Raw genomic sequence first — 26,603 nt, 5'->3', positions numbered from 1 at the left:
AGAGGGAATCGAAGTTTTTAATTTTCCTTTATTAAAAAAGTATTTGAACTTTCGGGAGGAAAATCACTTAAAGCAATCTTGACTGTGCGACTACTAGAGAATTATCTAATCATATGTTATAGATTGACCTTTACGTTACGTCATATTATAAACTTATAGAAAAACACTTGTTTTAGGAAAGGGTCAGTTTTATGGTTGATAATAATACTATTATGGAATCTGGTAGATGTATGGAATGTGGGGCAAATGAAACGGATGGTTTTTCCTGTTATGAATTATTTTGTTTTCCTCTTACTTGGGAGCATAATAATCCTAATTTATATGCATTACATTTCTGGCTTGTTTCATGTTACATGATACAACATCCTTCCAATTATACAGTCGAGGGTTACCAGCACTTAATCAACTTATTTACTGACGCGTATGATAATAACTGGGATAATGCTTATATTCTCAAGAAGAACCGAGAGAGAGTAACCGACATAAGTAAAATAACAAATCCTCTCCCAAATAAAGAAAGAAAACGTACACTTCGTTTGTGGTCAATGACAATTGAAGATATATACTTAGGCGGAGAAACAAATGCAGTAGAAAACATAATTAAGTGGAAAGAAAAAATAAGAGATGAATTAATTTAGGTTAAAAATTATACAGGTTCTATGTCAACTATTGATGATTCGAATTCAATAGATAAAAAACTTTTCCACAAAATTTTCGAGTTACCCTTGAAAAAGATAATTTGTATTGATCTATTTTATCTTTACATGCAACTTTCGGGAATAGTTACACAAACTACTACCTAGTGAGGTGGTTTTGTGGTACAAGGTGCTATTAATCAAAATACAAAATTAACGAAAGACTGGCTACAAAATTATGTCGATGACTGGGTGAAATTTTATTGGAAACATACGGAGGAAGGAGAACTTGCTTCCTACATACCACTTTTACAACAAGCGGATAAAAGTCACCTGGGAATCTCCATTATGGGTATTGACGGTGATACTATTGAGTCTGGAGATGTGGATATTCCTTTTACCATGCAGAGTATTTCTAAAGTATTTACCTTTATTGTAGCATGTATGGAAAGAGGCGTTTCCTATGTGCTGAGCCGGGTCGATGTGGAGCCGACTGGAGAGGCTTTTAATTCCATTATGCACCTAGAAATGAAACAGCTCCAAAAACCATTTAATCCATTTGTGAATGCTGGAGCAATTACGGTAACATCGCTATTGAAAGGAAAAACGTCTGATGAGAAATTGGCGCCACTTTTTCGGTTGCTGGAAAAAATTTTAGGTTACCGCCCTGCCTTAAACATGGATGTATTTGAATCAGAAAGCGAAACCTCGATACGAAATCGAGCTATTGGATATTATCTGGTCGAAACGGGTTATCTGGAATCAGAGCTAGAACTAACATTGGAAACTTATTTTAAACAATGTTCTATCGAAGTTTCACTGAAGGATTTGGCTCATTTAGGAGCAATATTAGCAAATGATGGGAAGGATACCAAAACGGAGAAAGAAATTATTCCACGCCCAGTTGCTCGCTTAGCAAAAGCATTGATGTTAACTTGTGGGATGTATGATGCTTCTGGAAAATTCGCTGCGTATGTCGGTATACCAGCAAAAAGTGGTGTCTCTGGTGGAATTGTTGCAGTTGCTCCTCCAAGAGCGAGACAAAAGGACCTTCCATTCCTTGAAGGATGTGGGATTGGAGTCTACGGACCTGCTCTCGACAAACAAGGTAATAGCATCGCAGGGATTAGACTTCTCCGACATATTGCCAAGCAATGGGATTTAAGTATTTTTTAAATATCAGCAGTTCAGTTTTAATAGAATTGGATATATAACACATGTAAGCGTGAATTAGTCCATACCTGGATACAGGTGTGGGCTATTTTACGCTTGTAAGCCTATTTCATAGAGTTTTTAGTGATATTATCACAAAATATTATTCAATTTTTCATAAATATCACTAATTTTCTGAATTTTTTAAATTTTCAATTGAAATGATCGTGATTTATGGTAATATAGTTTCTAACAACAATATTCGCAATTATGGTTCTATTATAGAACCGCAGGAGGTGGGAAATGAATTGAGCTCAAAAACAGTTTTAAAAGCATTGAATATTTTAGAAGAATTTACTTCTGACAATCCCTCTTGGGGATTAAGAGAACTTTCTCGGAAACTGGATATGAGTCACACCATTGTTTACAGGCTTGTATCTACATTGGTAGAGAAGGGCTATTTATTTCGAAATCCCAATACTCAAAAATATGAGTTAGGAATTAAATTTATAGAGTTAAGTAATGTGGTAGAAGACAACCTTAAATTAAAGGAATTAATTGAACCAATAATGCAAGAGGTTGCCACTCGAACAGGAGAAAGTGTAGTACTAACACTTTTAGATCGGGAGGAGGGATTGTTTGCAAAGATAGTTGAGAGCCAACGTCATGTTCGTTTTTCAGATTCAAAGGGAAAGCGTAGTCCACTCTATATAGGAGCCTCGCATAAAACCATTCTTGCTTATATTCCAGAGAAATCACAACATAAAATTATCCAGGATGGAATTGATAGAGGTGCAAGTCAAATTACTTCTAAGGAGGATATCTGTGAGACATTATCAATGATCAGACAAGTAGGGTGGGCGTATACATCAGGTGAAACAATACCCGATGTTGCTGCAGTTGCTGTTCCTATTTTTGATTATCAACAGTCTATTTTAGGCTCCTTATCCATTGGTGGACCAGCCTATCGTTTGACCGAGGATGTTGCCGAATCAATGGCAAACATTTTAATGGAATATCGAGAAGAATTACATTCCATTTTGAAAATGGTAAGTCTTCCAACTAGAAGAGATTACTTGATTAATAATCTATAAAACTAATAGAAAGGGGGGAGTCAAATGAGGAAGATGCTAGAAGTGAATAATCTAACTACAGGATATCAAGGAAAAGATGGCTGGCTAAAAGCAGTAGATGGCGTATCATTTGATGTCAAAACTGGAGAAACAGTATGTATTGTTGGAGAGTCTGGTAGTGGTAAAAGTGTGACATCCATGAGTATTATGCGACTGGTTGAATATGAAAATGGTCACATCATTAATGGAAGTATTCGATTCAAGGGAGAAGAGCTGACAGACAAGAACTCGGAGGAAATGCGCAAAATCAGAGGGAAAGAGATAGCCATGATTTTTCAAGAACCATTGACTGCATTAAATCCGGTATTTACTGTTGGCAAACAGATCGTAGAAGCGATTCGTTTTCATCAGAAGATCAATAAGAAAACAGCAATGGAACGTGCAGAGGAACTACTACGTCAAGTAGGCATAAATGAGCCACAGGCAAGGTTAAAACAATACCCTCATGAATTGTCAGGTGGGATGCGGCAACGTGTCATGATTGCAATCGCACTAGCTTCCGAGCCAGAGTTCCTTATAGCCGACGAGCCAACTACTGCTTTGGACGTTACAATTGAGGCGCAAATATTAACCTTGTTACGTGAACTACGAAAAGATCGCAATATGTCGATCATGTTGATTACACATGATATTGGGGTTGCTGCAGAGATGTCTGACCGAATTATCATAATGTATGCCGGAAAAATTATGGAAATAGCAAAGACTGATGACATATTTAATCAACCTTATCACCCTTATACAAAGGGTTTACTGGACTCTGTTCCTACAATGAAAGGGGAAAGGGGGACACAGTTAAATTCCATAAAAGGGACGATACCTAGTTTAAATCAGCTGCCTGAAGGCTGTCGATTTGCGCCGAGATGTCCACTTGCCACTGAAAAATGCCATACGAATCAACCGCCATTAGAAGCAAGAGATGGTAGGGAGGTAGCCTGTTGGCATGTTGACCAATTTTTACAGCCAGAAAATATCAAACGTGAGAAGGAGGGGAGTTTGTCGTGAGCCACAATACTAGCAGGCAAGTCGAAAGCAATAAAGAACTGCTTGTCGAAATTAAGAATTTAAAAAAACATTTTAAACTTAAAGGAGGTGGTGTGCTAAATCGAAATAAGAAAGTATTAAAAGCAGTAAATGGAGTATCGTTGGAAATTTATAAAGGGGAAACGCTAGGCTTGGTAGGGGAGTCTGGTTGTGGAAAGTCCACATTAGGAAGAAATATTCTCAGACTGCAGGAACCAACCGATGGACAAGTGTTATTTCACAATGAAAACATTCTTACTTATAGTAAGGAGCAAATGAGGAAACTACGAAGCCATATGCAAATTATTTATCAGGATCCATTTGGGTCATTGAACCCGCGCTTCACTATAGGCCAAATTATCGGTGAAATGTATGATATTCATGGCTTATATAAGGGGAAAGAAAAGGAAGAAAAAGTAAAAGAATTGTTAGAACTGGTTGGTTTAGATCCAACCCGTTACAACAGTTATCCACATGAATTCTCTGGAGGACAACGTCAACGTGTTGGTATTGCAAGAGCATTAGCTTTAAATCCGGAATTTGTGGTTGCAGATGAACCGGTGTCGGCATTAGATGTATCCGTTCAGTCGCAAGTAATTAATCTACTAATGAAGTTAAAGGAAGAATTTGGCTTGACTTTATTGTTTATTGCACACGGATTGAATGTAGTTCGACATATTTCTGATCGAGTAGGTGTGATGTATCTAGGGAAATTGGTGGAAATATCAGAAACTGATAATATTTTCGATCATCCAGCACATCCTTATACAGCTGCCCTTCTTACAGCTGTTCCAGATCCCGATCCAGAAGCTAGAAAAGAACACATCGTTTTGAAAGGTGAGGTGCCTTCACCTGCATCCCCACCTTCTGGTTGCAGCTTCCGGACAAGATGTCCATTAGCAACCGAACGATGTAAACAAGAAATACCAAATATGCAAGAAGTTCGAAGCGGCCACTTCGTCTCTTGCCACTACCCTTTACCAAAAGGGCAAACACTACTAGAAGCCATCCAAGCTAAAGAAGCTAGTAGTGAGAAAGTGAGTATGTGAAATACTCCTATTCTATTTTATCATAGATTTCTAGTTGAATATAAAAGGAGCGTTACATTTTGGCTAAAATTACAGAAAATTCAAACAAAAAGAATTACGATGGTTACAAATCATTTCAATATCTAGAAGCAGGCGTAGATTATAAGGAATTTAAATTAGCAAAAGAAATAGGATTGTTTCCGGCATATACGTATCCGGTTAGTGAGGAAGAAGAAGCAGTAGTTCAAGATATTATGCGCAAAGAAAATATTATTTCCATGCATGAACATACGTTTATTGCCCCAGAAGATTTAGGTGAATTTTATGAGTTTCGTCGTCATGGACGAGATTTTACTGGATATGAAGCATTAAGTAATTCCGGGCTTGATGTAATCTTTGAAAATTTCATGGATGGAACAGCAATGGTCACGTCATTAGCAGGATGGAAGTGGTCTGATGTGATTCATGATCTAGGGATTCGCTTTAGTGATATTGCGCACCAAGATATGGTGATTAAAGCAGAACGTATCTCTGACTTGTATCGAGCTAAGAAAGAAGGAAAGATTGCCTTTGTTGGAGCACTAGAATCCAGTACGATGATTGAAAATGAATTAGATCGTTTAGATATTTTATATGGATTTGGTATTCGTACGATGGGAATTGCGTATTCGGAAGCCAATCAATTGGGTGCAGGACTCCGTGAACCAAATGATGCAGGTTTAACCGTTTTTGGAAAACAAGCGGTACAACGTATGAATAAATTAGGGATCACGATTGATGTGTCACATGCTGGAGATCAAACAGCTCTAGATACAATCGAAACGAGTGAAAAACCAGTAACTATTAACCATGCTGGAGCACGAGGTCTATGGAATACAAAGCGTATGAAACCAGACGAAGTCATTAAAGCTTGCGCTGAAAAGGGTGGAGTTATTGCGATCGAGGCAGCCCCTCATTCAACGGTAACGAAAAAACATCCAGAACATGGTATCGAGTCTTTCATGGAACATTTTGAGTATGTGGCGAATTTAGTAGGGATTGATCATGTTGCTTTTGGTCCTGATACATTATTTGGTGATCACGTAGGACTACACAATACATTAGCAGGTCAATTATCGATAAAAAGTGCGCAGGCAACCGACTTAAAACGGGTGGATTATGTAAAAGGACTAGAAAATCCAGCGGAATGTTTTCCAAATATTATTCGTTGGTTGGTCAAACATGGTTATAAGCACGATGATATTGCAAAAGTTGTCGGAAAGAATATCCTTCGCGTACTTGAAGCTACGTGGGCTAAATAATAGAGGAAGAGTGATAATAGATGAAGAATAATTGGCTATTAATACTATGTCTTACTTTTAGTGTGTTTGTCATAAGTGCTTGTTCATATGGTTCAGAAGAAAGTGCTGATTCCGCAACAGGTGATGAAAGTGAAAATAGCGAGGTAGTCGATGGAGGGTCTGTATCGATACCAATTGTAGCAGATCCTACGTTTAATCCATGGCACCCAAGTGCATATGCAGAGTCCAATGTTATTAACCGTGTCCTTTTTGACGGATTAACCAAACCAGGAAAAGACATGTTGCCATCTCCAGCCTTAGCTAAAGATTGGGAAACATCGGAGGATGGATTGGTATGGACCTTCTTTCTTAGAGATGATGTGAAATGGCATGATGGCGAGCAGTTCACTGCCGATGATGTTGTTTATACATTTAATGATATCTCGTTGAATGAAGAGTTAGGCGCAAATAATGCTTCTTATTTTAGTCAATTGGATCGAGTAGAAGCAGAAGATGAATATACTGTTAATTTCTATTTAAATCAACCAGTAGCAGCATTGCCAGCCTATTTAAGCTTTAATACGGAGATTCTTCCTGAACATATTTTTGCTGGTGAAGACCCTTGGGATTTGACATCCTTTAATAAAGAAAATCCCATTGGTACAGGGCCGTTCAAGTTGAAATCATATACTTCTGGTCAAAATGTCGTATTAGAACGAAATGAAGACTATTATGGTGAGGTTGCTAACTTAGATGAACTGGAATATAAGGTTTTGCCAGACGCTAATACCCATATTGCACAATTATTGAGTGGCGAACTTGATATTTTTGCTTTAGACGATAACTCAGCAATGGAACGAGTAGAAAATGAAGACTCCATCACAGTAGTAGGACGTGAAACACCACGTTTCTTTTGGCTTATCTTAAATCAGAATATAGAAGAATATCAGGATAAACGATTACGACAAGCGATGCTCTACGCAATTGATCGTCAAAATATAATTGATACTGTGTTACAGGGATATGGGACGATAGCGAATGCAGGTATTGCACCTGCGTTAGGTGAGTATTATACAGATGATGTAAATGATTATCCATTTGATCAAGAGAAAGCGAAGGAGCTATTAGCTGAATTAGGATATGAGGATACTGATGGTGACGGCATTGTAGAAAAAAATGGAGAGAAATTGACCATAACTTTTGATATTGGTATACAAGGTGATTTAGAGAACATTGCACAACTCATACAACAATACTTGGGACAAGTAGGTATTGACGTACAATTAAACACGATGGATTGGAATACGATGATTGATAAAGTAGTGGTTCAACGTGATTATGAGATGACATTAAACTGGTGGAGATATCCTGCTGATCCGGATTTAACTGCATACATGCACTCCGATAATGCGGATGGCGGTAACAATATACCGGCATATAGAAATGAGGAAATGGATCAATTGCTAGAAGCAGGTGCTGAAGCAAGCGATGTAGAGGAACGAATGGAAATTTATGCGGAGGCACAACAGTTAATGTCTGAAGAATTGCCATATATGTTCCTTTGGTATCCTCAGGAAGTGCAAGTAAAACAGTCTGTTTTACAAGGTGTACCAGATCTTGCATTTGGTGACGCTCTGCATTATGTCAATGAGTGGTACATTAAAGAATAATAAGAAGTGTGCTTTTTATTAAAAGCACACTTCTCCATAAAAGTTAGTGAGGAGGAATACGATGCTTCGTTTTACTCTAAATCGGTTAGGACAAAGTGCGATTCTATTACTTCTTGTTACGATCATCACTTTTTTCTTAATTAATCTAGCTCCAGGTGGTCCAACCGGTACAGTACGTATGGAAGCATCACCTGAAGATCGACAAGCTATTATTGAACGACTTAATTTGGATGATCCTATTCATATTAGGTATATGGACTGGTTACGTAATGCAATTCAAGGAGATTTAGGAGTTTCCTTTAATACAAGTGAACCTGTTATACAACGAATTGCAGAGCGTCTTCCTTATACGATTGAATTAACGATCATTACGCTAATATTTTCTATTGCTGCTGGGATTGTTTTAGGCGTAATTTCTGCTATTAAAAGAGGTAAGGTACAAGATCACCTCATAAATTTTTCAAGTGTTATAGGGCTATCCATACCTTCTTTTTGGTTAGGGTTAATGCTGATCCTATTGTTTTCTGTAGAGCTTAATTGGCTACCATCTTCAGGTGTCGGTCCTAGGGGAGATGATTTTGACTTGTTGGGGTACCTTCAACACATCGCCATGCCAATGGTCATATTATCCATGACAATTTTACCGAATATTGTTCGTTTTACAAGGTCATCAATGTTAGAAGTTATTTCACAGAATTATATTCGTACCGCTCGAGCAAAAGGAGCGAAAGAATTAATCGTGTTATATGTACATGCACTTCGTAACGCATTAATACCTGTCATCAGCATGATCGGCGTATTGATTCCAAGACTGTTAAGTGGTGCCGTTATTATTGAAACAATCTTTGGTTGGACAGGAATTGGAACACTTATTATCGAGGCAGCGAATGGCCGTGATTATCCACTCGTTATGGGAATTACAGTAGTTATTACGGTTGTCGTAATTATCTGTAATTTGCTAGTTGATTTAGTATACTCTCAAGTTGACCCACGAGTGAAAAATGTGGGATAGGAAGGTGATTATATTGGATACAATGAATAAAACAAACTATGTGGACACAGTAATAGCACCTTCAAAAAAAGCTAGATTTGTCTTATTAAATAGATTGAAACAAAATAAAGTGGCGTATGTTTCACTTTGGTTCTTACTAATTATTCATGCCATTGTTTTTCTAGCTCCATATATATGGCCATATACTCCAGAAGAATTAACAACTGCTGGATCACTTGCGGAGTGGTCGTGGCAACATCCATTTGGGACGGATGAACTTGGAAGGGATGTTTTTGCAAGAATGCTGTACGGGGGCAGAGTAACATTATTAGTTGGTTTATGTGCCATGCTATTTGCTCTGATTATTGGAACAGTTATTGGAGCATGTGCGGGTTTTTTTGGAGGGATAATCGAATCAGTATTGATGAGATTTACCGAAGCAATGATGGCCATTCCAAACTTTTTCTTCGTGCTAGTAGCATTGACTGTTTTAGGAACAAGTCCTGTAATGGTGGTTGTTGTTATTGCCTTAACTGGATGGATGGAGATGACACGTGTTGTGTACGGTGAAACACTGAAATGGAAGGAGTATGAATTCGTCGAAGCGGCAAATGCAGCCGGGGCAAAAGTAAACCGAATTTTAATCAAATATATCATTCCACAAATATTGCCATCCATTATAGTCTCCGGAACACTAATGATCGCATGGTCCATTTTAACAGAGAGTGCTATCAGTTATTTAGGGTTAGGGATTCAACCACCAACTCCAACTTGGGGAAATATGCTGCAAAACTCTCAACAATATTTATGGACAGCACCTATTCTTGGTATCTTACCAGGTGCCGCGATCACGCTTGTTGTACTGGCATATAACTTCTTAGGAGATGGATTAAGGGACGCGCTTGATCCAAAATTCGTCAAAAAGTAGAGGGGGTTTTTAATATGGAAATGACGATCAACGGAAATAGAATGTATTATGAGGTTCACGGTAATCCAGAAGGCGAGACGATCTTTTTTATTCATGGTGCTCCTGGATTAGGTGATTGTCGAGGTGATATTAAATCTTTTCAAGCATTGGGTGATGACTATCAATTAATCTTTATGGATATGCGTGGCTCCGGTCGTTCAGAAGGTAATGGTCCATTTACACATGAACAATGGACGGCAGATATAGAAGAAGTAAGACAGAAATTAGTTGGAGGTCCAATTAAGATACTAGGTGGTTCTTATGGTGGATTCTTAACATTGGAATATGTACTTCGCTATCCAGATAATGTGACACATGTACTGCTTAGAGATACTGCGGCCAGCAATGATTTTGATCACTTGTCGATTGATCAAGCACTAGAGAGTAACTTGAGTGGAATTGATGAGACAGGTTTAAGAAAGTTATTTGAAGGCAGAGTGGAGTCAAATAAAGAATTAAAGGACCTATTTACAGCAATACAACCAATGTATACAGTTGATTTCGATGAAGAAGCAACAAAGAAAAAACTGAATTCGATCTTTTATCGTTATGAAACACATAATTTTGCATTCAATACGAATAAACCAAATTATAATATCATAGAAGATTTACACAATATTTCCGTACCCACGCTAGTAACGGTAGGAAGACATGATTGGATTACTCCCGTTATCTGTTCCGAAATTATTGCAGAACAGATACCAAAATCAAAGCTTGTAATCTTTGAAAATAGTGGTCATTCACCACAAATTGAAGAAAATGAAGCGTATATTGCGTTAGTACGAGATTTTTTAAAATAATAATTGCTGGGACAATCTTAAAATAAATATAAATAATTCAAATATGGAATGATAAAATAGGTGATGGTAACACCGATAACTGAGCGTAGCCCAATTATGTAAACTCCTTAGGAGATAGTGTAAGCTTAAGAAGAGAAAGACAAGAGATCTATGCTTATCAAGGGGGCTGAAGCCGTATCTGTGAAAAGCGAAGTATGTTGACGAAGTGATAAGACTACCTGTCACTTATTAACAAATAGTCCGAATTAATTCCAAGCGAATTATTCGGACTTTTGTACAAGTAAAATGTTTATCCGAGTCTCTGTTTCGTTATCTAATTGTCTGATGAAACTCCTAGTTTTATTTTTAAAAGAATCTAGTTAGGAAGTGACTGGAAAGAAGTCAAACAATGCAATAAAGTTAATGATGAATTGACTATTTGAGCGGAAGGATAAACATATACCTTCTATTTTTGGGCTATTAGTAAAAACCTTTTGGAATTGGTTCGAATCCCTTTTTCAGACTCATTATTTTTAATAAAATCATTCAATATTTCAAAGTCCTTTTTATCTTGGCCAAAATTCGGGATGATTGGTGTATGTTTGAGTAAGAAAATAAGGTCACTAGGTCTTTGATAATATTCAATAGCATCATAATCGAAGGATTGAATATTAGAAAAACCTGCGTTCGTTAGTTCGCGAATATATTGCTCTTTTAACGCTCCATCCGTTTCATCAAATGCTTGTCCTCGACCAAATGCTTTTTTTATATTTAATTTATCTGCTTCACTTACTTGCTGTGTGAGAAACAGTCCGTCCTTTTTTAATACTCTAAATACTTCACCTGAAGAAAATAGTGCGTGACAACTTGAAACAATATTGAAAAATCCAGTGGGAAATTGTAACTCATCCGCAGCCATATGGAAAAACCTAACGTTAGCAGCATTTGATTTCTTAAAATTAGCTATAGCCGTTTCCAGCATTCCTTTAGATAAATCAATTCCAATCAGGAAAAATAGGGAATAAGCAATTCTTAGTATATTCTCTCCACCTCCAGTACCAATATCTAAAAGAACGTCTGTTTTTTTACTCCTTTTAATAACTTCTTCATAAAAATCCCACCGAACCCCTTCGGAAGCTGTTTGTATTTTACTAAAATCCCAACCATTTGATTTTCCGACCTTCTCATAAAATTCCTCATATTCTATTTCTCTCATTTTTTCCACCTTTCTTAATACTAAAAACAAGATAAGATAACTCTAGGTTCTTCCTATCAAAATATCTTTTAATTGATTAACATTATTGACAATATGAGTAGGGTTGGAATGGCTCAATTCTTCCAATGAACCATACCCATAAGTAACTCCAATAGAAGCGATATTCGTATTATTTGCTCCAATAATATCGTGCTTTCTGTCTCCAATCATGATAAAATCACTAAGGCTCCGTTCATTATATTTATCTAGTATGTATTGAATAATTTCTGTTTTGGATGACCTTGTCCCATCAAGATTACTTCCTACAACAAGTTCGAAATATTGATCAATATTAAAATGCTTTACTATTTGCTTAGCGAAAACAGTAGGTTTTGAAGTTGCCACAATTAAAGTAAACGCTTGTTTCTTTAACGTTTTTAAGAGATTGGGAACATCTGGATATAACTCATTCTCAAACATCCCCACTTCCTTAAATCTTTCTCTATATAAAGCTATTGCTTTTTGTGTTTGTGCCTCATCAAAATGATAATATTCGGCAAATGATGTTTGTAATGGAGGTCCAATAAAACATTCCAGTTTATCCATATTAGGCTCCATGATGTCCATTCTTTGCAATGCATATTGAACAGATTTAGTGATGCCTATCTTTGGATCGGAGAGTGTGCCGTCTAAATCAAATAAAATTACTTTATAATTAGTCATGTAAACCTCCTGATAATACCATTTTCTTTATTTTACCATAAGGAACACAAGTGATCTTGCTTTTGTTTCCATGTGATCTCCAAACCTATATGCTATACTAAAAAGAAAATAGGGTGATAAAGTATATGATACAGAAAAGGCTATCCGATAGTGTAGCAGACGATATAATGTCGATGATTGCTATAGAGAAAAGATTCCTACCAGGTGATAAGCTTCCAAACGAAAATGAATTGTCGGAAGAGTTGAATATTAGTAGAACAACACTTCGTGAAGCTATCCGGATATTGGTTACGAACGGTATTTTAGAGATTCGACGAGGAAAGGGTACATATGTAAAAGAAGAGATTGATGTAAATAATATAGAATCGTTAAGCTTTCTTGCTGATGCAAAAATAAATGCAAAAGATTTGTATGAAATGCGCTTAATCTTTGAACCAGAGGCTGCCTATTATGCAACGATACGAGCAAGTGATTCGGAATTAAAGCGTATTTTAGATTATGGAAAGCAAATAGAACAAAAAATTAAGCAAAACGAGGATCGGACAACGGAAGAACAGAATTTCCATAAATCCATCGTAAAAGCTACCCACAATGAGTTTATGGAAAAACTAATGCCAGTAATTTATCAAGGGATTGATAAGGGAGTTATTTTATCAACGAAAAAGGAACTAGCTATCAATTATACAATTAATGATCATAAAATGATTATGGAATTCATGAAAAATCGTAATCCAGAAGGCGCAAGAAGCGCAATGAAAATTCATATTCTGCATGCGATGAAAGAGTTGGGAATTGAATAATAGAAGTGTAGGACATCCTGGAGTTATCCAGGATGTCCTTTTTATGAGAGAAAATCAAGTAAGAGCAATGATTTAATAAACAAATCGAAGAGAGAAGACAACAGATTTGTAGAATAAAGAAGGATAATAAACAAATCGAAGAGAGAAGACAACAGATTTGTAGAATAAAGAAGGATAATAAACAAATCGAAGAGAGAAGACAACAGATTTGTAGAATAAAAAGAGATAATAAACAAACCGAAGAGAGAAAAACAAAGAATGTTCACAATACACTTTTTCAAACACGAGCGCATTAATAACTCAACACCAAAAGGTAATGTTCATTTTAACATCATACAACTCCATTGACAGCAGACAACTAACGCTATAAAATACAGTTAACAAATAAAAATCAAGGATGTGTGGGCTGATGCGAAGAAGTGATACGATTAAAATTGGGGTAGATCGTGCTCCTCACCGTAGTCTTTTATATGCTACAGGAAAAGTAAAGGCAAAAGATTTAGGGAAACCATTTATTGGTGTCTGTAATTCTTATATAGATATTATTCCTGGCCATGTACATTTACGTGAATTTGCAGATGTGGTGAAAGAAGCAATCATTGAAGCTGGTGGTATTCCATTTGAATTCAATACGATTGGTGTGGATGATGGCATCGCAATGGGGCATATCGGGATGCGTTATTCATTACCAAGTCGTGAGTTAATTGCTGATAGTGCGGAAACGGTGATCAATGCTCATTGGTTTGATGGCGTATTCTATATTCCAAACTGTGATAAAATTACACCTGGTATGTTGATGGCTGCTGCTCGTACCAATGTTCCTTCTGTTTTCGTTTCAGGTGGTCCGATGGAAGCTGGTATAAGCTCGGACGGAAAACAGTTATCATTGACATCCGTTTTTGAAGGTGTTGGTGCCTATAAATCAGGTAAGATGACAGAAGAAGAGTTTAATGATATTGAAAACAATGCTTGTCCAACATGTGGATCTTGTTCCGGAATGTTCACCGCTAACTCCATGAACTGTTTGATGGAAATGTTAGGGGTAGCTCTTCCTGGAAATGGTTCCATAGTTGCTACTAGTGAGAAGCGTAAAGAATTGATTTATGAGGCAGCTAGACACTTAGTCCGTATGATTGAAGAGGATGTGAAACCTCGCGATATTATCACGAAAGAAGCAATTGATGATGCATTTGCACTCGATATGGCGATGGGTGGATCAACGAATACCGTTCTACATACTTTAGCAATTGCTAATGAAGCTGGTATCGACTATAACCTTGAAGATATTAACAAAGTGGCTGCTCGTGTACCATATCTTGCAAAAATTATGCCTGCATCGGATTTCTCTATGGATGATATTAATAAAGCGGGTGGAGTCAGTGCGATTATAAATGAGTTAACTAAGATTCCAAATGCAATTCATCCTGATCGTATAACAATCACAGGTAAGACAATGGGTGAACTGGTAAGTGGATATGAAATTACGAATGAACAAGTCATCCGTCCAAAAGATAATCCATACAGTCCAGTCGGAGGGTTATCCATCTTATTCGGAAATATTGCTCCGGAGGGTGCCGTAATCAAAGTAGGGGCTGTAGATCCTTCTATTACAGAATTCGAAGGAGAAGCTATTGTTTTTGATTCTCAAGAGGAAGCGCAACAAGCAATTGATGATGGTGTAGTAAAAGAAGGACATGTTGTCATCATTCGATATGAAGGACCTAAAGGTGGTCCAGGAATGCCAGAAATGTTAGCACCAACTTCCGCAATTATGGGACGTGGTTTAGGTAAAACTGTTGCTCTTTTAACAGATGGTCGTTTCTCAGGGGCATCTCGCGGGATTTCGATTGGACACATCTCTCCAGAGGCAGCAGAGGGTGGCCCAATTGCCTTAATTGAAAATGGCGACATCATCACGATCGACTTACCAAATCGAACAATTAATGCGAAACTATCTGAGGAAGTCTTGGAGGCACGTAGAAAATCCTTAAAAGACTTTGAGCCTAAAATTAAAAACGGTTGGTTAGGAAGATATTCCAAGCTTGTTACAAACGCTTCAAAGGGCGGCGTAATGAGTATTTAAGTTAATAGAATGATAGATTGAGCGCTTGGATGATCGGTTAGATCCAAGCGTTTATTTTTTAAGGGAATGTGAAGTCGCTAGATAAATTATTAAAGTTGATAGTAAATCCGTTTCGTTTAAGTATAGTAAGATTCTTCGAAGTGACCAATAAATCTCTCCCTATATCTGATTGATCTGCTATTTCTCAGTCTAGGTTTGTTGAAAGCCATTTTAATATATACTTGGCTTGAGTTCAAAAACACCTTAAAATTTGTATGTGTAAAATAATAATTTTCACAGTCAATACAACTTTAAGACCGAGAAAAATGTCTTTGATGAAGTATCTTGGGAACACTAACATTCATATATGCTCGACTAGATACTTTTAATGCTGGTTTTCTTTTTTCAGTTGGATTTGCAAATTGGAGAGTTCTTTAGGATGAGCGAATTATCTTAAAGCAATAGCCTCATTTAGGCAACATAAAAGGAGGAGAAAGCATGCTAACAGAAGCAGAAAATAATAAGAAAAAAGTTGGAGAAGCTGCAGTTTCTTATGTGAAAAACGGTATGACGATTGGGTTAGGAGCAGGCTCTACGGTAAATTGGATGCTCAAGGCACTTGCCAAGCGGTTAAAAAATGAGAAATTACAGATAAAAGCGGTCCCGGCATCCATTAATACGGAACGTTTGGCAAATCAATTAGGTATTCCATTAACAGATTTTTCGCAGGTTGATCAACTAGATCTTGCCATTGATGGCGCAGATGAAGTGAATCAACAATTTCAATTGCTAAAAGGTGGCGGTGGCTCACTGGTAAGGGAGAAAATTGTTGCTTCAGCAGCGAAAGAACTGCTTATAATGGTAGACGATTCAAAAGTAGTTCCTGAATTAGGTAGTTTTCCGTTGCCTGTTGAAGTATTACCTTTTGGATGGGAGCTTACGTCAAATAGACTTGCTGAACTTGGTGGGAATCCAAAAATTAGGGGGGGTAAGGAGAAGCCTTTTGTAACAGATAACAATAACTATATCTTAGATTGTGACTTTAAAGAAATTCCAAATCCCGAGATACTACACAATAAGATAAAAGCATTAGTTGGTGTTGTCGAGACAGGTTTATTTATCGATATGACTGATAAAGTACTTGTTGCCTCTGATGGAGAAGTTACTACTTTGGTATGCAAATAATGGCACAATTAGTTCTTATACAAATGCTCTAGATTAAAGAAAAAGCAAATTCCATAATAACGGAATTTGCTTTTCTTAGAGATTGGACGAGTTTTTTTATTTACCATCCACCACGTCTTTCAATATTTGGTAAGATCTTTTTTGTTTCTCTGTATCGTAAATATAAGAAACTGCCATTAATTCATCCACTTGGTATTTCTCTTGGAAATTCGTTAATTGTTCGCTAATCGATTCTTTGCTACCAAGCAGTGTAACACTAGACATAGATGACGCAACATGCTTCTCTTGCATGGTCCATAACTCATTCATATCTTCCACTGGTGGGCTTAAAGGAGTACTCGAACCTCGGACAACATTTAAGAAAAATTGTTGCATGGTGGTTGATTCAAATTTTGCTTCCTCGTCTGTTTCTGCTGCAATGACATTCAAACAAACCATCATATATGGCTTATCTAAATATTTCGATGGCTGAAACTCTCTGCGATAAATAGAAATAGCATCTTCCATATATCTAGGAGCAAAATGAGATGCAAATACGTAAGGTAAGCCCAGTTTTGCAGCTAAATGAGCAGAATCAGTTGATGAACCAAGAATATAAATCGGAATATTCGTTCCGATACCAGGAAATGCTTTGACATATCCTTGTTCTTCTTCAGGTCCAAAATAAGTTAACAATGATTGTACATCTTGTGGAAAAGTATAGACTGGATCATCTTTAGACCTCCTTAAGGCACTTGCAGTTAGCTGGTCTGTTCCTGGAGCTCTGCCTAATCCTAAATCTAATCGATCCGGATAGATTGTCGCCATTGTGCCAAATTGTTCGGCTACTGTCAGTGGTGCGTGATTTGGAAGCATGACACCACCAGATCCAACCCGAATATTTTTCGTATTCTCAAGTGTATGTTTCATTAAAATGGTCGTTGCTGAACTAACTAATGTCGTTGTATTATGGTGCTCTGCTATCCAATATCGCTCGTAGCCCATTTTATCGACAGCCTGTGCGAGCTCCACCATTTGATCAATTGCTTCTTTCGGTCCATTTCCCTGACGAATAGGGACTAGGTTAAGGACAGAAACAGGTATGTTAATATTTGTCATATGTCATTTCCTTTCTTCATTCCCTTTCCATTTGATCGTAACAATAACTGTTACAGAATAAAATTTATTTGCTCATTGGGAGAGGTTCAGACCTATAGAAGAACTTTTTATGGAAAATTGAGTATTTTCAATATCCAATTAATCCTAGATCTTTCTCTGAATTTAGAGTACTTTATTCATATCGGGTTGCTTTATGAAAATTTTTATTCTTACTTATAGATTAAATGATGTAGATAGCTCCAAATAAGTCATAAAAGGGGAAGGGATTATGAAGGTTGCTTTTTTTGATAGAGATGGCACCATAATTGAGGATTATCCAGATCAACAATGGTCGACTATAAGGAAGCCTAAATTTATAAATGGTGCCATTCCTGCAATGAAAGAGGTCATACGTAAAGAGTATAAGATTATCATTGTTACTAACCAATACATAATCAATGAAGGCTATATCACGTTAGAGCAATATCACCTTATAAATGATCAGATGATCAAAAAATTAAAAGATCACAACATAGAAATACTTGAGGTTTTTTACTGTCCCCATGGCAGAAATGAAGGGTGCTCTTGTATAAAACCTAAAGATGGCATGATAAAACAAGCATTGGAAAAATACCAAAATATCAATTTGACCGAATCTTTTATGATTGGTGATTCAGCAGTTGATATAGAATTAGCAATTAGGTTGGGTATGAAAGGGTTCGGGATTGGAAGCGGATTGGAGTATAAGAAAGACAATATAATTTCATTAAAGAACATAAGTGAGTTAGTAGAGTATATCTAATTTTTAATGGAGATAAATATCTTACGTAGTCGTTTGTTGAACGTATCGGGTTTTGGATCTGAGTTCTCTTTGCTGCATGGTTTCTTCCAACAAATTTTTAAAATACTCTTTTTCCTACTTAAAGTATATTTCTAACTCTATTAATATATTTAATTTTCAAATAATTCTTGCAATTTAATTGTGACCTATTTATAATTTACCTAACTAATATTAGTTAGGTAAAGGAGGCAGGGAATGTCTACTAAAAAACAAATAAAAGAAGTAGCAGTTCGTTTATATACAGAAAAAGGATATGAAGGAGCGACATTAAAGGAAATAGCAAAAGAAGTTGGAATCAAACCACCATCCATATATGCTTTTTTCGCTAATAAGGAAGACCTCTTTATACAAGTTTATCAAGATACGTTGAACGAACATGCGAAAATTGTCGAAAGAGGAACGAAATGGAGAGATTCAGTTCCATTAAAGGATCAGCTTTATCAAATGTTAACAGATATTATTGATTTTCAATTAAGAGAAGATCAGCAAGGAAAAATATTAGTGCGATTAATGTTATTCCCGCCAAAAATTGCCAAAAGTATCATTCATGAACAATTTCAACAACTGGAAGAGCAAGAGCATAAAAGCTTGGTGAAAATGTTTGAAATAGGCATAGAAAAGAATGAAATTCAAAAGCGAGATCCATACGAACTAGCCACAAGCTTTCAATGTATTATGGATGGTTTGTTTTGGGAAATGCAAAGATATGATGATAATCTCATGTATCGAAGATTAGATGTAATATGGAAGCAGTTTTGGTTAGGAATAGCACCCACTTCATGTGAATAAACAGATTTATATTTAGGAGGATATAAGATGTCAGATCGTTATCATAAAAAAGTTATCAATGATTTTGAGCGAGAACCCGTTCCACAAGAGTACCGAAAAGGTTGGGGAAAACTTTCCCTTGTTTGGATGGGAGGGATTATTGCACTTTCTGCTGTTGTATTAGGTAGTTCTTTAGGTGCTGGATTAACATTCTCACATGCACTCATCGCTACATTTATTGGGACGTTTCTTCTCGCTATTCTTAGTGCGCTTTGTAGTGTAGTTGGTGCAAAAACAGGCTTATCTACTTCACTCGTGTCGATGTTTGCATTAGGGAGATATGGTGCTTTTGGGGTTTCGGTTATTTTAGCCATTGCTTTGTTAGGGTGGTTTGGTGTACAGTTAGCTCTTTTTGGAGATAGTTTACAAAATATTATATCTGATGTTTTTGGTATAACTGTATCAGGTACCATCTTAATTTTAATCGGTGGGGTATTGATGACATTAACCGCTGTTATTGGTTATAAGGCGATTGAGAAATTAAGTATGGCGGCAGTACCTTTGTTAGGAATTTTGCTTGTTGCATCCTTAATTAAGGCACTAAATGGTCGCTCATTTTCAGCAATTATAAGTGAATCAGTAATAACCGAACCAATAACGATAGGGGCAGCCATTTCCTTAATTATTGGTTCATTAGCTATCGGAGCCATCATTGGTCCAGATATTTCTCGATATGCGAAAACAGCTAAAGATGCAGTGATTTCCAGCTTTGTGGGTTATTTTTTAGGATATTCTATTGTCCTCATTGTTTCCATTTTATTAGCGAAGGCAACTGCAGTAGGGGACATTGTGGCAATTATGATAGGGCTAGGCTGGGGATCAGCAGCTTTATTAGTGTTAATTTTAGCCCAGTGGACAACAAATGATAATAATTTATATTCTTCTGCTTTAGGGTTTGCAACAATTTTTCAGAAAGTTCCGAAGTTTTATTTAGCCATTGGTGGTGGTGCGATTGGGACGATTCTTGCAGTAGCAGGAATTTATGATAATTTTATCCCGTTTCTTAATTTCTTAAGTGCATTTATTCCCCCAATCGGCGGTATATATGTGGCCACCTTCTTGATCGATCGAAGCAAATTTCATTTTTCAAATCTTACTAAAGTTAAATCTATCGAACCTATAGGAATTAGTGTATGGGTTGTGGCAACTGTGGTAGCATTTATGACTACTCCAGCTCCAACGGGATTTGGGTTGTTTCAGATTACAGGAGCTGCCGGATTTGATGCCTTTTTAATAGCTTTCATTTTACAGTTAATTGCAAGTAAAATGAGTAGCAATATAAGTCAACAGCAACCAGAAATGAAAAAGGAAGTGATCTAATGAGATATATTGGTAAACAAGAAATAGAGAACATTGCGGTAGGTGCTGCTTTACTTGGAACAGGTGGAGGTGGTGATCCTTTTATCGGAAAGCTAATGGCCCTACAGGCAATAGAAGAGCATGGCTCCATTCAAGTGATCACACCAGATGAGCTACCAGATGATGCCCTCGTTATACCAACAGCGATGATGGGTGCACCAACTGTTATGGTTGAAAAAATTCCGAGTGGCCAAGAAGCCAAAATGGCTTTTGAAGAAATTCAGCAATATTTAGGCAAGGAAGTATATGCAACCATGCCAATTGAGGCTGGAGGAGTGAATTCACTCGTACCTTTTGCACTTGCTGCTCAACAAGGGATTCCGGTAGTTGATGCAGATGGAATGGGACGTGCCTTTCCAGAACTTCAAATGGTAACCTTTTATTTAGAAGGCGTTTCAGCAACGCCAATGGTATTAGCAGATGATAAAGGAAATACTTCCTTATTAAATACAATTAATAATGTATGGGCAGAACGAATTGCAAGAGTTGCCACTGTAGAAATGGGTGGCTCGGTTATGTTATCGATTTATCCGATGACAGGTAAAAATGTAAAAGCTACAGGTATCCACCATATGCTAGAGCTGGAAGAAAAGATAGGTCGGACATTGCGTGAAGCAAAAGAAAACCCAATTCAAAAGCTATTAGATATTGTGGGAGGCTTTGAATTATTTAAAGGAAAAGTGAGTGATATTGATCGTAGAACAGATGCGGGATTTGCTAAAGGAGTAGCAAAAATTCAAGGGTTTGACGAATATTACAATGAGTCTCTCTCACTTCATTTCCAAAATGAACATTTATTAGCAAAGAAAGGTGACCAAGCTATTTGTATGACACCTGATTTAATTGCTGTACTTGATGCTGAGACAGCAATGCCCATTACAACAGAGGGGTTACGATACGGAGCGCGTTGTGTAGTAATTGGGATTCCATGTGACAAGAAGTGGCGTACCAAAAAAGCAATTGAAACAGTAGGGCCAAAATATTTCGGTTATGATGTGGATTATCAACCAGTTGAACATATCTTGCAAGGTGAGGTGAAATAAATGGAATATCGTATAGGAATTGATGTAGGGGGAACACATACAGATGCAGTTTTGTTGGACAATGACTACCATGTTATAGCAGAAACCAAACAGGCAACAACAGAAGATGTTAGTACAGGGATTTATCAGGCATTAAAAGAGGTTGTGGCAAAATCCAATGTACCAAGAGAGCAAATACATTATGCGATGCTTGGCACAACTCATTGTACTAATGCGATTGTGGAAAGAAAACGGCTAAATAATATTGCAGTTATTCGTATTGGTGCTCCTGCAACCTTGGCTGTAAAACCGTTAATTGGTGTGCCAGAAGATTTACGGACTATGTTAGATAAGCATGTTTATATTGTCAAAGGTGGTCATGAATTCGATGGTCGCTTAATCAGTGAATTAGATGAGAACGAAATCTACCAAATTGCTCATGAACTAAAAGGAAAAGTAGATTCCATCGCTATCACATCTGTTTTTTCACCAGTTTCAAATGAGCACGAAGTACGTGTAGGAGAGATTGTAAAAGAGGTATTAGGTGATGATGTCGCCTTATCTTTTTCAAGTGAAATTGGCAATGTTGGTTTATTAGAACGGGAAAATGCAACAATCCTAAATGCTGCTATAGTAGATGTGGCGAGAACGACAGCAGATGGTTTTACTAAAGCATTAAAAGAAGAAGGCATCGATGCAAAGGTGTTCTTTGGCCAAAATGATGGTACGTTAATGTCAGTAGAATACACGGTGAAATATCCAATTTTAACGATTGCTTGTGGACCAACCAATAGTTTACGCGGTGCCGCTTATTTAACAGGAAAAAGTGATGCCCTTGTACTAGATATCGGGGGAACAACGTCAGATATTGGAGTATTAAGCAATTCATTTCCAAGACAATCTTCTCTAGCAGTCGATATTGGTGGAGTGAGAACAAACTTTAGAATGCCAGATATTTTATCCATAGGTCTAGGCGGCGGAACGATTATTACCAAGCATGAGGATAAAACTTTTAGTATTGGACCGGAAAGTGTTGGCCATCGTCTACAAGAAAAAGCCCTCGTTTTCGGAGGAGATACGATTACCACTACCGATATTGCGGTAGCATATGGTAAAGCTTCATTAGGAGATGCTCGTTTAGTAAGTCATTTAGAGAAGGATTTTGTAGAAGCCGTTTATCAAGAAATGGTTCAGATGGTTGAGGCAGGTATCGATCAAATGAAAACTAGTTCAGAACCTGTTCCGGTTATTCTAGTAGGTGGTGGAAGTATCTTATTCCCTGATGGATTAACAGGTGCTGAAGAAACGATTTGTCCGAATAATTTTGGAGTGGCAAATGCGATAGGTTCTGCTATCTCAGAAGTAAGTGGACAAATTGAGAAAATCTTTCGGATAGATGAAGCAGGGCGTGAGAAAACATTAGAACAAGCGAAGAAATTAGCATTCAATGAAGCTATTACAGCTGGTGCAGATCCAAATAATTTAACAATAGTAGATATAGAAGATGTGCCCCTAGCATATTTGCCGGGAAATGCTACGAAAATTAGAGTGAAAGCAGCTGGACAATTAGTGGCTAGCAATTAGCGAATGCATGCTTTAACGAGAAAGATAGAATGGAAAACCTTGATCGGCTTAACAGTGTCTCTTTCAAGGTTTTCTTCATTATCTTTAGGAGTTTGCACGGAGGTAATTAAATGAAATAGATCTTTTGGTAAAATTTGATTACCATGAATTTTCCTCTTATTCAAATGTAAGTAACCCCAATGTGCAAATTCTCTAGCGCTTACATACAAATTTCTTTCACATACACTATCATCAGCTAATCTAATCTTAGGTTCTTCAGGGAATTCAAAAACATCTGCAACAAGATTACTTTTATACGTTGATTCCCGACCAGTTTCTGAGAACTTTAATGGTTGAAAAACATATTCTTGAAGCAGACCATTAACTGTAGTTAGAGAAGTGTGGCTAATTACTTTTCGCTTTGTTAAAGGATTAAACCCGGAAATACCTTTTACCTATTACGTTATCTTCTTGTATGACGTATATTGCACTTGCAGACGCTTTAATTTGTTTTTTAACATCTTCCAATTTGCTTATTTGAAACATTTTTAGTCACCCTATATCACTCCATGTTGGATTTCTATTTATTTTCTATTAATTACTAGATTGCATAGGTGATTATTGTTGCTTTTTTGAGTATAACAAAATGAACCTATGTCTTTTTTGATAGAAGGATTGAAAAGTTGGAGGAAAAGAAAATAAACAATTACGTGAGCAAGAAAAAGAAAAGCTTTCTGATTACTTTAAGAAGATATAAATCCTTCGTCAACTAATGAGCAGTTTTTGTTCAAAAAGAGTTAATGTTATAATGAAGCTATTAAAATAAAAGCGAGATGATGTAGTGAATAAATTTAAACAAGAAATTCTCCAACATCAATTAAACACAATAGAGTATGTTAAATCATTAAACACTTTAAGTGAAATGGAATGGAGAACTCAAATTCTTGAAGGTAAATGGACAGTGGCAGAAATTATTGGTCATTTTATACCTTGGGATGAATTTGTATTACTTAAGCGTTTACCTTTTTTATTTTCAAAGCATGAGCTTCCAAAAAGTCCAGATACTGAGAAAACAAATGAAAAATCAGCTTTGATAAGTAGAGAACAAAATAAACGAGTGACAATAGATAATTTTGTTTCTACGAGAATTGCACTTTATAAAGCAATTGATGAAATTCCTACTGAACATTGGGAAGTAAAAATTTTAATGGGGAAAACCACCTTATCCTTATACGAATACTTTAAGGGTTTAGCTCAGCATGACCTCCACCATTTTGAGCAAATAAAAAATACCATACGCTTATCAAAGTAACGGGGCTTTACTTTCAACTATTTCACTTTCCTAACCTAAATATAACAATAATTAACCTTTTTTACTCTATTCCTTTAAAGGAGTTAAGTTACTCCCATATTAAAGATAAAGAAGGATTAGCGTCAAAAAATAAACCTTCTTTGAAGTTTTTCCTCAATATATCTAACAGGAGAGATAAGATGAAGAAAAAAAGATCATCGCCTTGTCATTTGGCTCTTTATTCCTGCTAGCTGTATTGATCTGGTATTTCCAGGCCACACGAATCACCGCTTTTGAAGATGTTGTCATGAATGAACTATATAAAGATGTCACTAGAATTGTGATAGAGCAAAGAAACGCGACAGAAGATCGTGGGAGTCTTTTGGGAGTAATTACCGATCAAGGTGAGGTGGATACCTTATTGGATCAACTAAAAACAATAGAGTTAAAAAAAGATCTATTTAAAGATCCATACTTATTAGAGAATGATATAACCCTACAAACCGGATACAATTCCGTCATGGTTGATTTTAATCATGACACGTTAATCGTTGGAAGGGATGTTTATACTATTGTTTCTGGTGATTTCGAAACGATTATCGAAGGCTTAGATGTGGATTGGCAGGATGATGAGGAATTCATGTCAATAGATTAAAGCCCAAATACAAAGAAAATAAAAAATCATACAAACCAAAAATTTTTAGACTAAGTAAGAGAGGACCTTTGGAAAAGCACCATAAGATGATGAAAGAGGTATAAAAGGGAGTATGGCTTATCAATTGATGAAGAGCGAATTTAATAAGAGTTTACCTTACCAAGATGATACAGGATATATTGAATGTGTTGCCACAACAGTGAAAGCGCGTGGAAAAGGAGTATCAACTGCTCTGTTTCGTTACGTCATGAAGTATGCCTCATATCAACATTATATCTTGGAAGTGATAGATACTAATGAAGTCGCCTATCGATATAAAAAGCTTGGATTTTCAGAGTTAGAACGGAAAAAAGAAAGGTTTTCAAAATTAAAAGGTTTTAACGAACGTGTTTACATGGAATTATTCGTTGGGCCCCATACAGATTAACGTGATCATTTAGTAATAGAGAGGATGGCAATCACAACCATCTCTAGTATTAAGAGGGAGGCCCATGCGGTGGGCCTTTTAGGCAAAGACTTTCAACCGCAGAGCAAAACCACCAGTATATACTGATGGTTTTGGTTAACATGCCTGAAATTCAAATGAAAACCTTTATATGGATTGCAATGTGGGTCTGATGACGATTTCATTTAAATTGGCATCATCAGGCTGATTGATTGCGTAGGCAATCGCTCGTGATACAGTGGAGGGCTCAAGACTTGGAAAATCGGAGTACTGATCCCCAGTCGCTGTTACTCCTGGCGTGATGACTGTAGACCGAATCCCAGACTCTGTTGATTCTTCTTGACGCAGTCCTTCCGAGATTGCTTGGACAGCAGATTTACTTGCACTGTAGACAGCAGTTGTGGGGACAATCTTATGTGCCACAACTGATGACATGTTTATAATATGTCCTGATTTCTGTTTCCTCATGATTGGAAGTACTGCAGCAATGCCATAAAGAACTCCTTTGATGTTCACATCAATGATTTGGTCCCATTCGTTCACTTTCAGTTCATGTAATGGAGAAATCAACTGAAAGGCAGCATTATTGATAAGAACGTCAATTCGACCAAACTTTTCGAGTGTAAACTGAGCTAGCTTCTGCATATCTTCAGATTTAGTCACATCTGTCTGCTTATAAACTGCGTTACCACCTTCCTGAAGAATATGATCCGCTATAGTTTTTAGTCGATCCTCTCTTCTTGCAGCCAATACAACCTTTGCACCATGTTGAGCTAAAAACTTGGCAGTTGTTTTCCCAATTCCGCTGGATGCCCCTGTAATAATAATTACCTTAGATTGTAAGTTTTCCATTTCTATCGCTCCTCAAAATAAATTTTGATTATAGAATTTGTTGATATACG

25 protein-coding genes are annotated in these 26,603 nt (G+C 36.8%); 21 read left to right on the top strand and 4 right to left on the bottom strand.

Annotated elements, in window-relative coordinates; translation table 11 throughout:
* The first annotated feature begins 191 nt into the window (after positions 1–191).
* The 10 genes from ACTNEP_RS09260 (at position 192) to ACTNEP_RS09215 (ending at position 10,676) form a co-directional block, all read left to right on the top strand.
* Positions 192–638 (top strand): DUF5946 family protein, encoded by a 447-nt coding sequence (locus ACTNEP_RS09260; protein ID WP_441161602.1) that lies wholly within the window; start codon positions 192–194, stop codon positions 636–638.
* Positions 639–815: 177 nt separating this feature from the next.
* A complete protein-coding gene (locus tag ACTNEP_RS09255; RefSeq protein WP_441161601.1) occupies positions 816–1,811 on the top strand; it encodes a glutaminase in 996 nt (331 codons plus the stop codon).
* 284 nt (positions 1,812–2,095) lie between these two features.
* Positions 2,096–2,881, top strand: coding sequence for an IclR family transcriptional regulator (locus ACTNEP_RS09250; RefSeq protein ID WP_441161600.1), 786 nt, complete (start codon positions 2,096–2,098; stop codon positions 2,879–2,881).
* A 24-nt stretch (positions 2,882–2,905) separates the two neighbouring features.
* The gene (locus tag ACTNEP_RS09245) at positions 2,906–3,922 is read left to right on the top strand and encodes an ABC transporter ATP-binding protein (protein ID WP_441161599.1); all 1,017 of its coding nucleotides are present in this window, start codon (positions 2,906–2,908) and stop codon (positions 3,920–3,922) included.
* Positions 3,919–4,989: an ABC transporter ATP-binding protein gene (locus ACTNEP_RS09240; protein WP_441161597.1), complete on the top strand. Its 1,071-nt coding sequence runs from the start codon at positions 3,919–3,921 to the stop codon at positions 4,987–4,989. The genes ACTNEP_RS09245 and ACTNEP_RS09240 overlap by 4 nt, the downstream gene beginning before the upstream one ends.
* 59 nt (positions 4,990–5,048) lie before the next feature.
* Positions 5,049–6,269 (top strand): dipeptidase, encoded by a 1,221-nt coding sequence (locus ACTNEP_RS09235; RefSeq protein WP_441161596.1) that lies wholly within the window; start codon positions 5,049–5,051, stop codon positions 6,267–6,269.
* A gap of 20 nt (positions 6,270–6,289) precedes the next feature.
* Complete coding sequence (locus ACTNEP_RS09230) at positions 6,290–7,918, top strand: ABC transporter substrate-binding protein (RefSeq protein ID WP_441161595.1); 1,629 nt, start codon at positions 6,290–6,292, stop codon at positions 7,916–7,918.
* A gap of 61 nt (positions 7,919–7,979) precedes the next feature.
* Positions 7,980–8,930 carry an ABC transporter permease gene (locus ACTNEP_RS09225; RefSeq protein ID WP_441161594.1) on the top strand — a complete coding sequence of 317 codons (951 nt, stop codon included), beginning with the start codon at positions 7,980–7,982 and terminating at the stop codon, positions 8,928–8,930.
* A gap of 22 nt (positions 8,931–8,952) precedes the next feature.
* Positions 8,953–9,837, top strand: coding sequence for an ABC transporter permease (locus ACTNEP_RS09220; protein ID WP_441161820.1), 885 nt, complete (start codon positions 8,953–8,955; stop codon positions 9,835–9,837).
* A 14-nt stretch (positions 9,838–9,851) separates the two neighbouring features.
* Positions 9,852–10,676 (top strand): alpha/beta fold hydrolase, encoded by an 825-nt coding sequence (locus ACTNEP_RS09215; protein WP_441161593.1) that lies wholly within the window; start codon positions 9,852–9,854, stop codon positions 10,674–10,676.
* Between the two features lie 445 nt (positions 10,677–11,121).
* On the opposite strand, the gene ACTNEP_RS09210 is transcribed toward ACTNEP_RS09215, so the two are convergent.
* Positions 11,122–11,871: a class I SAM-dependent methyltransferase gene (locus ACTNEP_RS09210; RefSeq protein WP_441161592.1), complete on the bottom strand. Its 750-nt coding sequence runs from the start codon at positions 11,869–11,871 to the stop codon at positions 11,122–11,124.
* A 42-nt stretch (positions 11,872–11,913) separates the two neighbouring features.
* A complete protein-coding gene (locus tag ACTNEP_RS09205; protein ID WP_441161591.1) occupies positions 11,914–12,573 on the bottom strand; it encodes an HAD family hydrolase in 660 nt (219 codons plus the stop codon).
* 125 nt (positions 12,574–12,698) lie between these two features.
* Between ACTNEP_RS09205 and ACTNEP_RS09200 the strand changes: the two genes are divergently transcribed.
* From ACTNEP_RS09200 to rpiA, 3 genes are all read left to right on the top strand, one after another.
* The gene (locus ACTNEP_RS09200) at positions 12,699–13,373 is read left to right on the top strand and encodes a FadR/GntR family transcriptional regulator (protein WP_441161590.1); all 675 of its coding nucleotides are present in this window, start codon (positions 12,699–12,701) and stop codon (positions 13,371–13,373) included.
* Between the two features lie 409 nt (positions 13,374–13,782).
* A complete protein-coding gene (gene ilvD, locus ACTNEP_RS09195; RefSeq protein ID WP_441161589.1) occupies positions 13,783–15,456 on the top strand; it encodes a dihydroxy-acid dehydratase in 1,674 nt (557 codons plus the stop codon).
* A gap of 477 nt (positions 15,457–15,933) precedes the next feature.
* Complete coding sequence (gene rpiA / locus ACTNEP_RS09190) at positions 15,934–16,620, top strand: ribose-5-phosphate isomerase RpiA (protein ID WP_441161587.1); 687 nt, start codon at positions 15,934–15,936, stop codon at positions 16,618–16,620.
* A 96-nt stretch (positions 16,621–16,716) separates the two neighbouring features.
* Here the strand turns inward: rpiA and ACTNEP_RS09185 are convergent, their stop codons facing one another.
* Positions 16,717–17,718, bottom strand: a complete 1,002-nt coding sequence (locus ACTNEP_RS09185; RefSeq protein WP_441161586.1) for an LLM class flavin-dependent oxidoreductase — start codon at positions 17,716–17,718, stop codon at positions 16,717–16,719.
* A gap of 268 nt (positions 17,719–17,986) precedes the next feature.
* Between ACTNEP_RS09185 and ACTNEP_RS09180 the strand changes: the two genes are divergently transcribed.
* From ACTNEP_RS09180 to ACTNEP_RS09145, 8 genes are all read left to right on the top strand, one after another.
* Positions 17,987–18,499, top strand: a complete 513-nt coding sequence (locus tag ACTNEP_RS09180) for a D-glycero-alpha-D-manno-heptose-1,7-bisphosphate 7-phosphatase (protein WP_441161585.1) — start codon at positions 17,987–17,989, stop codon at positions 18,497–18,499.
* Positions 18,500–18,733: 234 nt separating this feature from the next.
* Positions 18,734–19,327 carry a TetR/AcrR family transcriptional regulator gene (locus ACTNEP_RS09175; RefSeq protein ID WP_441161583.1) on the top strand — a complete coding sequence of 198 codons (594 nt, stop codon included), beginning with the start codon at positions 18,734–18,736 and terminating at the stop codon, positions 19,325–19,327.
* A gap of 27 nt (positions 19,328–19,354) precedes the next feature.
* A complete protein-coding gene (locus ACTNEP_RS09170) occupies positions 19,355–20,686 on the top strand; it encodes a cytosine permease (RefSeq protein ID WP_441161582.1) in 1,332 nt (443 codons plus the stop codon).
* Entirely contained in the window at positions 20,686–21,768 is a 1,083-nt protein-coding gene (locus ACTNEP_RS09165; protein ID WP_441161581.1) for a DUF917 domain-containing protein, read from the top strand. The genes ACTNEP_RS09170 and ACTNEP_RS09165 overlap by 1 nt, the downstream gene beginning before the upstream one ends.
* On the top strand, positions 21,769–23,331 hold the full coding sequence (locus ACTNEP_RS09160; protein ID WP_441161580.1) for a hydantoinase/oxoprolinase N-terminal domain-containing protein: 1,563 nt from the start codon (positions 21,769–21,771) through the stop codon (positions 23,329–23,331).
* An 820-nt stretch (positions 23,332–24,151) separates the two neighbouring features.
* On the top strand, positions 24,152–24,622 hold the full coding sequence (locus ACTNEP_RS09155; RefSeq protein ID WP_441161579.1) for a DinB family protein: 471 nt from the start codon (positions 24,152–24,154) through the stop codon (positions 24,620–24,622).
* Positions 24,623–24,908: 286 nt separating this feature from the next.
* The gene (locus ACTNEP_RS09150) at positions 24,909–25,256 is read left to right on the top strand and encodes a hypothetical protein (RefSeq protein ID WP_441161578.1); all 348 of its coding nucleotides are present in this window, start codon (positions 24,909–24,911) and stop codon (positions 25,254–25,256) included.
* 112 nt (positions 25,257–25,368) lie between these two features.
* A complete protein-coding gene (locus ACTNEP_RS09145; RefSeq protein ID WP_441161577.1) occupies positions 25,369–25,683 on the top strand; it encodes a GNAT family N-acetyltransferase in 315 nt (104 codons plus the stop codon).
* 165 nt (positions 25,684–25,848) lie between these two features.
* Here the strand turns inward: ACTNEP_RS09145 and ACTNEP_RS09140 are convergent, their stop codons facing one another.
* Entirely contained in the window at positions 25,849–26,553 is a 705-nt protein-coding gene (locus tag ACTNEP_RS09140; RefSeq protein ID WP_441161576.1) for an SDR family oxidoreductase, read from the bottom strand.
* Positions 26,554–26,603: the final 50 nt, after the last annotated feature.

The organism is Gracilibacillus sp. HCP3S3_G5_2 (genome assembly GCF_052063305.1).
In the GTDB taxonomy this organism is placed as follows: domain Bacteria; phylum Bacillota; class Bacilli; order Bacillales; family Amphibacillaceae; genus Gracilibacillus.
This window is presented reverse-complemented; position numbering and strand designations above follow the sequence as displayed.